This is a genomic window from Microbulbifer sp. SE14 (assembly GCF_059834885.1).
Genome location: NZ_JCBAJA010000010.1, coordinates 47,076 through 58,484 on the forward strand (window position 1 = coordinate 47,076; position 11,409 = coordinate 58,484).

The window sequence follows — 11,409 nt, forward strand, 5'->3', positions numbered from 1 at the left end:
GGCGGGAAGAGCGCAGTCCCCTCTTAGGAAACACTAAAGATAGCCGGAACATATCACCTGATGCTGGAAGCTTCCCGGTGGCGCCGCCTGGCGCTGGCAATCGGACAAATCTCGCGCCCGCGCTCCCTCGCCATCGGCCTGATCGCCGCGCAACCGCTGTGGGCCGGCGCGGCGGAAGAGCCCGCGGATGCCGCTGCCGCCGAAGCCGGGCTGGAATACAACCCCTACCTCTACCTGGACTGGTTGCCCAAGTGGCAGCTGACTCCGGAACAGCGCGCCGCCATGCCGGCGGTCTGCTCCGGCGCCTTCGTGGCGCCGCCGCGCAACTACATAGGCGCAGACCTGCTCCCGGAGGAGGCGCCGCTGCGCGCCACCGCCGACGAGTCCAAGTGGCTGGACGACGGCACGGCGCAGCTGCGCGGCAACGTGCATATCACCCAGGGCCACCGCCAGCTGTTTGCCGACCAGGTGGATGTCAACCGCAACGAGAACACCGCCTACCTGCGCGGCGCCATCGAGATGCGCGAGCCCAACCTGCTGGTGCGCGGCAAGGCCGCGGAGGTGCACACCGACAGCAGGGCCGCGGCCATTGAGGACGCGACCTATGTGATGCACGATGCCTTCGTGCACGGCAGCGCCAGCCACGCCGCCCGCGAGGCCAGCGGCGAACTGATCCTGACCCGGGGCAGCTACACCCGCTGCGAGCCGGGCGAGGAGATCTGGCGCGTCAGCGGCGGCCAGATCACCATCGACAATGTGGAACGCCAGGGGGTGGCGCGGGACGTACGCCTGGAGATCCTCGATGTGCCGGTCTTCTACTTCCCCTACCTGCGCTTCCCGGTGGGGGACGCGCGCCTGTCCGGACTGCTGTTTCCCGCCGTCAGCCACAGCGACGAGAACGGCTGGGATGTCGCCATCCCCTACTACTGGAATATCGCCCCGCAGATGGACGCCACCATAGTGCCGCGCTATATCCAGTACCGCGGCACAGGTGCGGAAGTGGAAGTGCGCCACCTGAGCCGGCTGTTCAATACCGAAGTGCGCGTCGCCGGCCTGCCGAATGACAAGGGCGGCGACGACGAGGATGCCCGCGAGCTGATCCAGGCCGGTTTCCCGGAGGACCTTGTCAATCCGGCCAAGGGCACCGACCGCTGGCTGCTGAACCTGGAACAGCAGGGCGGCAGCGACAGTTTCTGGCGTACCAATATCGATTACACCAAGGTCAGCGACCCCGACTACTTCCGCGACCTGGACACCGCCAACCTGAGTGTGTCCGCCGAGACCCAGGTCAACCAGACGGTACAGGGCACACTCAGCAGTGAACACTGGCAGGCGACCCTGCGCGGCCAGGATTACCAACTGCTGCAAAAGGACAGGTTCGACACCTACGCCCAGTTGCCGCGCCTGGACGTGGACGGCAACTACCGCTGGGGCGACTGGCTGCTGTCGATGCAGAACGAGGTCACCAGTTGGGACCACGACGACACCCAGACGATTCAGGTCATCCGCGACACCTCGGACCCGAACAGTGTCAGGGATATCACCCGGGACTTCGTCACCGGTGAGCGCTACCGCCTGGACTACGAGTTCTACTGGGACCAACAGTGGCTGTGGGGCTATATCAAGCCCGGCGTGGCGGCGCGCTACCTGAGCTACCGCCTGGACGACCAGTTCCTGAAGCCGGAGAGCAGCGATACCCCGGAGGTCTCGGCAGGCCAGTTCACCCTGGACACGGGGCTCTTCTTCGAGCGCGACAGCAACGCCTTCGGCCGCGACTATGTGCAGACCCTGGAGCCGCGCCTGTTTGTCCTGGTCAGCAGCGACGCCGACCAGAGCGACTTTATCGATATCAGCCAGAGTCCGCTTGATGGCGGCAACGACCTGCTGTTCGACACCTCGCTGTTCACCTTCAGCTACGACCAGCTGTTCCGCGACAGCCGCTTTACCGGCAATGACCGCATCGACGACGCCGACCGGGTGGCCCTGGGCCTCACCACGCGTTTCATCGATCCGTCCAGCGGCCGCGACCTGCTGTCCGCCAGCGTCGGCCAGATCTTCTATTCCGACGACACACGGATCGGCCGCACCGGCTTCATCGAGGACTCCCCCCGCTCGGAACTGGCCGCACGCCTGGAGAGCCGCCCCATCCAGTCGCTGCGAATCGGCAGCGAGATCGTCTACGACGACAGCGAGCAGAACATCAACCGCGGCAACTTCAGCCTGCGCTACCTGGACGAGGACTTCCGCATCTTCAACCTGGGCTACGTCTACCAGCGCAACGACGCTGAAGTCACCCTCGCCGACGGCGAGGTGACGGACAGATCCATCCGCCAGGGCAATGCCTCCGCGGTTTTACCGGTCAACGCCCGCACTTCTATACTGGCGGGCGCCAACTACGATTTCACCTACAACCGGGAACTGGAATACCTGGCCGGCGTCGAATATGACAACTGCTGCTATCGCGCGCGCCTGGTGTGGCGCCGCTCCCTGGACAACGACCTGGCGGACGTGGTGGATCCGGAGGACCTGGAGTTCGACGAGGGGGTCTACCTGGAACTGCAATTGAAGGGGCTCGCCGGACTCGGCACCACCGTCACCCGCATGCTCAGCCAGGGCATCGCCAACTTTGATCAGAGAGAAGTACTGAAACAGTGATGACAATAATGCATAAATCCGCGCTCAAAAGCGGCCTGCTGGCGCTGGTTGCGCTCTGCGCCCTGGCCGCCAGTATCGCCAGGGCCCAGGTGCAGACACTCGACCGGGTGGTTGCCGTGGTGGACGACGACGTGGTGATGGCCAGTGAACTGCAGCAGCGCCTGAACACCATCGTGAGCCAGATACAGGCCCAGCAGGTGCAGGCACCGCCGATGGATATACTGCGCCGCCAGGTGCTGGAGCAACTGATTATCGAACGACTGCAGCTGCAGATGGCCTCCCGCGCCGGCGTCACCATCTCCGAGGCAGAACTGGACCAGGCCATAGCGCGGGTGCAGCAGAACGCCGGTGTCAGCCCGGAGGAATTCCGCCAGCGGCTGGCCGCCGACGGCCTGTCCATGAAGAGTTTCCGCCAGCAGATCCGCCAGGAGTTGCTGATCCGTCGCGTCGAGCAGGGCAGCGTCAACCGCCGCATCCAGATCACCGACCAGGATATCGACAACTTCCTGCGCTCCAAGGAGGGCGAGTTCTGGAAATCGCCCCAGTACGAGCTGGGCCATATCCTGATTCCCGTCAGCTCCAGCGCCCCCGCCAACGAGGTCACACAGGCGCGGGAGAAGGCCGGGCAGCTGGTTCAGCAAATCCGTGGCGGCGCCGACTTCCGTCGCCTGGCCATCGCCAATTCCGCCGGCCAGAATGCTCTGTCCGGCGGCGACCTGGGCTGGCGCAAGACGGTGGAGCTGCCGACCCTGTTTGCCGATGCCCTCGAGGGCCTGAAGGTGGGCGATGTCACCGAGCCCTTCCGTAGCGACGCCGGCTTCCACCTGCTGAAGATCCACGCCCAGCGCGGCTCCACCGAGCAGGTGGTAGAGCAGACCAAGGTGCGCCATATACTGGTCAAGCCCTCTGCCATCCTCAGCGACGACGACGCCTACAACAAGCTGGTCGAGCTGCGCCAGCAGATACTGGACGGCGCCGACTTCGGCGAACTGGCGCGGGAGAATTCCGAGGACATAGGCACCATGCTGCAGGGCGGCGACCTGGGCTGGTCCATGCCCGGCCAGTTCGTGCCCGAGTTCACCCAGGCCATGGACAGCACCCCGGTGGGTGAGGTGAGCATGCCCTTCCGCAGCCAGTTCGGCTGGCACATCCTCCAGGTGGAGGGCCGCCGCAAGCAGGACATGACCGACCAGTACATCCGCAACCAGGCCGCCAACCTGCTGCGCAACCGCCGCTACGAGGAGGAACTGCAGAACTGGCGCCAGGAAATCCGCGACCAGGCCTATGTGGAGATCAAGCTGCCGGACATGCAGGAAGAATCCGGGGACGCCGAACAGCAGTAGCGGCCTGCTTGCAGTCACAATACCGGGCACCCGCTGCCCGGTATTTTTATTGAACAGACCGGCGCAACCATGATCCCGAGAATCGCCCTCACCCCCGGCGAGCCCGCCGGCATAGGCCCGGAGCTGGCCGTCAAACTCGCCAGCGCCGGCAGCGCCGCACAGATGGTCGCGGTTTGCGATGCGGGGCTGCTCGAGCAGACCGCCGCCCAATTGCGCCTGCCCCTCGAGCTGCTGCCGTTTGATCCCCTCGCCCCCTCCGAGGCCACCCCCACCGGTAGCCTCTATGTCCAGCCGATTCCGATGGCTGAGCCCGCCCGGGCGGGCCTGCTCAACACCGCCAACGCCAACTATGTGCTCGACACTTTGCGCAGCGCCGCCGAGGGCTGCCTGGCGCGGCGCTTCGACGCCCTGGTAACCGGCCCGGTGCACAAAGGCGTGATCAACGACGCCGGCATCGCCTTCAGCGGCCACACCGAATTCTTCGCCGGCCTGGCCGGCGTCGAGCGGGTGGTGATGATGCTGGCGGCGGACGAACTCAGGGTGGCCCTGGCCACCACCCACCTGCCGCTCAAGGATGTCAGTGCCGCGATCACCGGCGAGCGGCTGGAGCAGATCATCACCATACTGCACCGCAGCCTGCGCGATCAGTTCCGCATAGAGAGGCCGCGCATCGGCGTCTGCGGCCTCAACCCCCACGCTGGCGAGGGCGGCCACCTGGGGCGCGAGGAGATCGAAGTCATAGAGCCGGCGCTGGACAAACTGCGCGCCCTCGGCCTGCAGCTGACAGGCCCGCTGCCCGCCGACACCCTGTTCACCCCGCCGCAACTGGCGCGCTGCGACGCGGTGCTGGCCATGTACCACGACCAGGGCCTGCCGGTGTTAAAATTCAAGGGTTTCGGCCATGCGGTGAACATTACCCTCGGGCTGCCGTTTATCCGCACCTCGGTGGACCACGGTACCGCCCTCAATATCGCCGGCCAGGGCGTGGCCGACAGCGGCAGCCTGCAGGCGGCCCTGTCCCAGGCAATCGAACTAGCACGTTTACGCCACCTGTAGGATGGGCAAAGGAGCGCAGCGACGTGCCCATCACTGGCCTCCGATGGGCATACTGCGCTTTGCCCATTCTACGAAAACCAAGCGAATATCTTTTAATGGACAATTTTTTCCAACACAAGGCCCGCAAGCGCTTCGGCCAGAACTTCCTCGTCGATGAAAATATCATCGAGCGCATAGTGCGCGCCGTAGCGCCGAAGGAAACCGACAAGCTGGTGGAGATAGGCCCCGGCCAGGGCGCCATCACCCGGTTACTGCTGCAGCGCTGCCCGTCGCTGACCGCGGTGGAACTGGACCGCGACCTGATACCGCTGCTGAAATTCAAGTTCCGCGACTACCCGGAATTCAGCATCATCGAGAAGGATGCGCTCAAGTTCGATTTTGGTGAATTCGCCGGCGGCGATAAGCTGCGTATCGTCGGCAACCTGCCCTACAACATTTCCACGCCGCTGCTGTTCCACCTGCTCAGCTTCAGGGGCAAAGTGCAGGACATGCACTTCATGCTGCAGAAGGAAGTCGTGGACCGCCTCAGCGCCACCCCCGGCAGCAAGTCCTATGGCCGCCTCAGCGTGATGGTGCAGTACCACTGCCGTGTGCAGGGATTGTTCCCGGTGCCGCCGCAGTCCTTCCGCCCGGCCCCCAAGGTGGAATCCGCGATAGTGCGCATGGTCCCCCACGCCACCCCGCCCTACCCGGCACAGGACGAGCAGCTGCTGGAGCGCATCGTCAATGTCGCCTTCCAACAGCGCCGCAAGACCCTGCGCAATGCGCTGAAACCCCTGTATCCTGACCTGGACACCGGGCAGTTGCCGGTGGACGCCGGGCGCCGCCCGGAAACTTTCAGCGTGCAGGAATTTGTAGAGCTGGCAAACTACTGCGCTGAGTTCGAGAACAGATAACCAGAAAACCGGATTCGGGATTGAGTTTTGGCCACCTACGCTATCGGCGATATACAGGGCTGTTTTGAGCCGCTGCAGCGGCTGCTGAAGAAAATCCACTTCCGCCCCGACCGCGACAAACTGTGGCTCGCCGGCGATATGGTGCACCGCGGTCACGACAGCCTGGGCACCCTGCGCTTTCTCTACGAGCACCGCCACCAGGTCACCGCGGTGCTCGGCAACCACGACCTGCACCTGCTGGCCCTGGCCCACGGCGCCAAGCGCCTGACCGACAGGGAACACGATTTGGCAAAGGTGCTGCGCGCCAGGGACGCCGACAAGCTGCTGGGCTGGCTGCAGGGCCTGCCGCTGGTGGTGCACAAGAAAGGCTTCACCATGGTGCATGCTGGCATACCACCGATCTGGAGTGTCACCAAGGCACTGGAACTCTCCGGCGAAGTGCATCGGGCCCTGGCCGACGACGCCCTGGCCAAGGCCTATTTCTACGGCATGTACGGCAACGAGCCCCACTGTTGGAGCGAACATTTATTGGGAATCGAGCGACTGCGCTCCATCACCAATTACTTCACGCGCATGCGCTTCTGCAAGGCCGACGGCACCCTCGACCTGGTCACCAAACGCGGCCCCCAGGCCGCCCACGGCGAGTTCAAACCCTGGTTCAGCTTTCCCGAACGCAAGACCAAAAAAGACAAAATCATCTTCGGCCACTGGGCTGCGCTGGAAGGCAGGGCCGATACGAAGAATGTCTATGCGCTGGATACCGGCTGTGTCTGGGGAGGGTACCTGACCGCGATGCGGCTCAGTGACGAGAAGTTTTTCTGCGCGGATTGCGGCCTTTAGATAGACCGAAACCCGACTACTCCCGCGACCATTTCCCCCTTCGCGACTGTACGCTTTGAGCTGTTAATTCAGGATATGGGTGCAACTTGCGGTTCAATGACTTCAGGCTGATCCTGACCGGCGACGTGATGACCGGGCGCGGCATCGACCAGGTGCTGCCCTGCGCCGGTGATCCGCAGATCCATGAATCCTACATGCGCTCCGCCAAGGGCTATGTGGCGCTGGCGGAAGAACGCAATGGCAGTATTCCGGCACCGGTGCCTTTCGATTACCTGTGGGGCGAGGCGCTCGGTGCCATCGCGGCGCGGGAGCCGGATTGCAGGATCATCAATCTGGAAACCGCCGTGACCAGCTGCGACGACGCCTGGCCGGGCAAGGGGATCAACTACCGCATGCACCCGGGCAACATTCCGGCCATCACTGCCGCGCAGATCGATATCTGCGGCCTGGCCAACAACCATGTGCTGGACTGGGGTTACGATGGCCTGGAGGAAACCCTTCGCTGCCTACAGCAGTCGGGACTGAAAACCGCCGGTGCGGGAGCTGATGCCCGCTCGGCGGCGGCACCGGCGCTGATCGATCTCGGGAACAAGCGGCTGTTGTCTTTTGCTTGCGGCCACTACAGCAGCGGCATTCCGGAGGAATGGGCGGCGACGGGAAATAAAGCCGGCGTGTACTTTGTTGGCGATTTATCCGAGGAAGTCTCGCAGAGCCTGGTGCAGCAGATAGATGTCTATCGAGAGCCCGAAGACCTGATCATTGTCTCCATCCACTGGGGCGGCAACTGGGGCTATCGTATCGCGCGTCGACAGCGGGAATTCGCCCACCGCCTGATCGACGCCGGCGTGGACCTGGTGCACGGCCATTCCTCCCACCACCCCCAAGGTATCGAAGTCTACCGGGAGCGGGCGATTCTGTATGGCTGCGGGGACCTGATCAATGACTACGAGGGGATCAGCGGCCACGAGGAGTACCGCTCGCACCTGCGGCCGCTCTACTGCGTCGACCTGGACCGGGGAAGCGGGGCCCTGCGGCGGCTTGAGGTGATTCCGCTTGAGATGCGGCGCTTTCGCCTGCAGAAACCGACAAGAGACGATCGAGACTGGCTGCTCGGCACCCTGGACCGCGAGTGCCGCCAGTTGGGGGCGGCACTGCGGTCATCGGAGGATGGGGAGACTTTCCTGTTGAGCTGGTAGCGATCCTTAACCCGCTGCGTAGCCGTTCGGGTTCCGGAACTGCCAGCGCCAGGTGTCCGCGACCATCCGCTCGAGGTCGTACCTGGCCTTCCAGCCCAGCTCCTGTTCCGCCAGTGCCGGATCGGCATAGCACTCGGCGATATCGCCGGGACGGCGCGGGGCTATCTTGTAGGGCACCTGGCGGCCACTGGCCTGCTCGAAGGCGCGCACTATCTCCAGCACGGAACTGCCGCGGCCCGTGCCCAGGTTGTAGGTGTAGCAGCCGTCCTTTGTCTCTCCCCGCCGCAGTTTCTCCAGCGCCGCCAGGTGCCCGCGGGCCAGGTCCACCACGTGGATATAGTCGCGCACGCCGGTACCGTCGACGGTGTCGTAGTCGTCGCCGAACACCTGCAGCTGCGGCAGGCGGCCCACCGCGACCTGGGCCACGTAGGGCAGCAGGTTGTTGGGGATGCCCCGCGGATCCTCGCCGATGGTGCCGCTCTCGTGGGCACCGATGGGATTGAAGTAGCGCAGCAGGCTGACCTTCCACTGACTGTCCGGCGCCGCGCAGAGATCGCGCAGCATGCCCTCCACCATCAGCTTGCTGGCGCCATAGGGATTGGTGGCGCCGGTGGGGAAGTCCTCGCGGATGGGCACGCTGGCCGGGTCGCCGTAGACGGTGGCGGAGGAGCTGAAGATCAGCTGGCGCACCCCAAAATCCTCCATCACCCGGCACAGGGCCAGGGTGCCGGCAACATTGTTCTGGTAATAGCGCAACGGCTGCGCCACGGACTCGCCTACGGCCTTGAGGCCGGCAAAATGGATTACCGCCTCTATGTCGTAGCGGGAAAAAATTTCACCCAGTCCCTCGGCATCGCCGATATCCACCCTGTGGAAGGGCACCCGGCACCCGGCGATGGCCTCGACCCGGTGCAGGGACTCTTCGCTGCTGTTGGCCAGGTTGTCTGCCACGACGGGTTCCCAGCCCGCGGCAAGCAGTTCGACGCAGGTGTGGCTGCCAATATAACCGGCGCCGCCGGTGACCAGGATCGCCATAACGACTCCCTCAATCGCTTCGAGTTCTAAAGAAGGCGCCTAGTAGAGCGCAAACCTGCCGCCCAGTTCAACTTCTATATTGGCAGAAAATTCGACGCCGAGACTAGATGGGGAACTATGCTGGAAGTGCGGGAGCTGATTTCGCGTCGCTTCCGCGCAGCAGGGAGGTGCCCCCTGCCACCGGTAATAAAGATAGTGTTTCGCGCGCACGCGCACTCCAGCAAACGTGAATTCTGCGGAGCAGGTTCGCGGTCAGGTCGCCGGCCCGACGGGTTAGACGCACATTTGACGCAGTAGGCTGCGCGCTCACCCGGGGCGGCCGGCAGGACGCCGAACGCTGTCCGACACGCTACAGGGAGCTGTACATCATGACGATTTTCAATCACTACCTGGAGAGGTACGAGTCCATCCAGGATGAAGAGCTCAGCATCCAGGAGTACCTGGAGCTGTGCAAAACAGACCGCAGTGCCTACGCCTCCCCCGCCGAGCGTATGCTGATGGCCATTGGCGAGGCGGAGCTGGTGGACACCTCCCGCGACCCGCGCCTGTCGCGCATCTTCTCCAACAAGGTGATCAAGCGCTACGAGGCCTTCAGCGAGTTCTACGGCATGGAGGAGGCGATAGAGCAGATAGTCTCCTTCTTCCGCCACGCCGCCCAGGGGCTGGAGGAGAAGAAACAGATCCTCTACCTGTTGGGCCCGGTGGGCGGCGGCAAGTCGTCCCTGGCGGAGCGCCTCAAGGCACTGATGGAGAAAATCCCCATCTACGCCATCAAGGGCTCGCCGGTGTTCGAATCGCCGCTGAGCCTCTTCTCGCCGAACGAGGACGGCCAGATACTGGAAGAGGACTACGGCATAGCGCGGCGCTACGTGAATACTATCATGTCACCCTGGGCGGTGAAGCGGCTGCACGAATACAAGGGCGATATCAGCAAATTCCGCGTGGTGAAAATCCGCCCGTCGATTCTCGACCAGGTGGCCATATCCAAGACGGAACCGGGCGACGAGAACAACCAGGATATCTCCTCCCTGGTCGGCAAGATCGATATCCGCAAGCTGGAGGATTTCCCCCAGAACGACCCGGATGCCTACAGCTTCTCCGGCAGCCTGTGCCGCGCCAATCAGGGGCTGATGGAATTCGTCGAGATGTTCAAGGCGCCGATCAAGGTGCTGCACCCGTTACTGACCGCCACCCAGGAGGGCAACTACAACAGCACCGAGGGACTCGGCTCCATTCCATTCACCGGCACCATCCTCGCCCACTCCAACGAGTCCGAGTGGCAGTCCTTCCGCAACAACCGCAACAACGAGGCCTTCCTCGACCGCATCTATATCGTCAAGGTGCCCTACTGCGTGCGGGTGCAGGAAGAGATCAAGATCTACGGCAAGCTGCTGGAGAACAGCTCCCTGTCCAAGGCCCCCTGCGCACCGGACACACTGCGCATGCTGGCGCAGTTCTCGGTGCTGTCCCGGATCAAGAATCCGGAGAACTCCAGCCTCTACTCCAAGATGCGCGTCTACGACGGCGAGAACCTGAAAGATACGGACCCGAAAGCGAAGACCATGCAGGAATACCGGGACAACGCCGGAGTCGACGAGGGCATGAACGGCCTCTCCACCCGCTTCGCGTTCAAGATATTGTCCAAGGTCTTTAACTTCGACGCCACCGAAGTGGCGGCCAACCCGGTACACCTGCTCTATGTGCTGGAGCAACAGATAGAGCAGGAACAGTTCCCGCCGGAAGTGCAGGAAAACTACCTGGGCTTTATCAAGGAATACCTGGCGCCGCGCTATGTGGAATTTATCGGCAAGGAAATCCAGACCGCTTACCTGGAATCCTATGCCGAGTACGGCCAGAATCTGTTCGACCGCTATGTCACCTACGCCGACTTCTGGATCCAGGACCAGGAATACCGCGATCCGGAAACCGGCGAGATACTCGACCGTGGTGCTCTGAACGAGGAGCTGGAAAAAACCGAGAAACCCGCGGGCATTTCCAACCCGAAGGATTTCCGCAACGAGATAGTCAACTTCGTGCTGCGCGCCCGCGCCAACAACCAAGGCAAGAACCCGGACTGGCGCTCCTACGAAAAACTGCGTGCAGTGATCGAGAAGAAGATGTTCTCCAATACCGAGGACCTGCTGCCGGTAATCTCCTTCAACACCAAGGCCTCCGCCGACGACAAGAAGAAGCACGCCGATTTTGTCGCACGCATGGTGGAGCGGGGCTATACGGAGAAGCAGGTACGACTGCTTTCGGAGTGGTATCTGCGGGTGCGCAAGTCGCAGTAGGGTAAAGGAGCGATCGTTGGCGAATAGTACTCGATTGCTGATGCGAAGGCTCTGATGCTGGGGGCAATTTGCGAGACTGTTGGCGAGAGGGGCCGAA

8 protein-coding genes are annotated in these 11,409 nt (G+C 63.2%); 7 read left to right on the forward strand and 1 reads right to left on the reverse strand.

What is annotated here, in order from left to right; genetic code table 11:
- The first annotated feature begins 60 nt into the window (after nucleotides 1–60).
- The 6 genes from AC6R19_RS09240 to AC6R19_RS09265 all read left to right on the forward strand — a co-directional run bounded on the left by AC6R19_RS09240 (nucleotide 61) and on the right by AC6R19_RS09265 (nucleotide 7,986).
- Entirely contained in the window at nucleotides 61–2,655 is a 2,595-nt protein-coding gene (locus AC6R19_RS09240) for an LPS-assembly protein LptD (RefSeq protein ID WP_500579515.1), read from the forward strand.
- A gap of 8 nt (nucleotides 2,656–2,663) precedes the next feature.
- A complete protein-coding gene (locus AC6R19_RS09245) occupies nucleotides 2,664–3,998 on the forward strand; it encodes a peptidylprolyl isomerase (RefSeq protein ID WP_500579516.1) in 1,335 nt (444 codons plus the stop codon).
- 69 nt (nucleotides 3,999–4,067) lie between these two features.
- Nucleotides 4,068–5,054 (forward strand): 4-hydroxythreonine-4-phosphate dehydrogenase PdxA, encoded by a 987-nt coding sequence (pdxA, locus tag AC6R19_RS09250; RefSeq protein WP_500579517.1) that lies wholly within the window; start codon nucleotides 4,068–4,070, stop codon nucleotides 5,052–5,054.
- Nucleotides 5,055–5,149: 95 nt separating this feature from the next.
- Complete coding sequence (gene rsmA, locus AC6R19_RS09255; RefSeq protein ID WP_500579518.1) at nucleotides 5,150–5,950, forward strand: 16S rRNA (adenine(1518)-N(6)/adenine(1519)-N(6))-dimethyltransferase RsmA; 801 nt, start codon at nucleotides 5,150–5,152, stop codon at nucleotides 5,948–5,950.
- A 27-nt stretch (nucleotides 5,951–5,977) separates the two neighbouring features.
- Nucleotides 5,978–6,790 (forward strand): symmetrical bis(5'-nucleosyl)-tetraphosphatase, encoded by an 813-nt coding sequence (locus AC6R19_RS09260; RefSeq protein ID WP_500579519.1) that lies wholly within the window; start codon nucleotides 5,978–5,980, stop codon nucleotides 6,788–6,790.
- 86 nt (nucleotides 6,791–6,876) lie between these two features.
- Nucleotides 6,877–7,986, forward strand: a complete 1,110-nt coding sequence (locus AC6R19_RS09265; protein WP_500579520.1) for a CapA family protein — start codon at nucleotides 6,877–6,879, stop codon at nucleotides 7,984–7,986.
- Nucleotides 7,987–7,992: 6 nt separating this feature from the next.
- Here AC6R19_RS09265 and galE read toward each other — a convergent pair whose 3' ends face one another.
- Nucleotides 7,993–9,021: a UDP-glucose 4-epimerase GalE gene (gene galE / locus AC6R19_RS09270; RefSeq protein WP_500579521.1), complete on the reverse strand. Its 1,029-nt coding sequence runs from the start codon at nucleotides 9,019–9,021 to the stop codon at nucleotides 7,993–7,995.
- Nucleotides 9,022–9,389: 368 nt separating this feature from the next.
- On the opposite strand from galE, the gene AC6R19_RS09275 reads away from it, so the two are divergent.
- The gene (locus tag AC6R19_RS09275) at nucleotides 9,390–11,312 is read left to right on the forward strand and encodes a PrkA family serine protein kinase (RefSeq protein ID WP_500579522.1); all 1,923 of its coding nucleotides are present in this window, start codon (nucleotides 9,390–9,392) and stop codon (nucleotides 11,310–11,312) included.
- Nucleotides 11,313–11,409 lie beyond the last annotated feature (97 nt).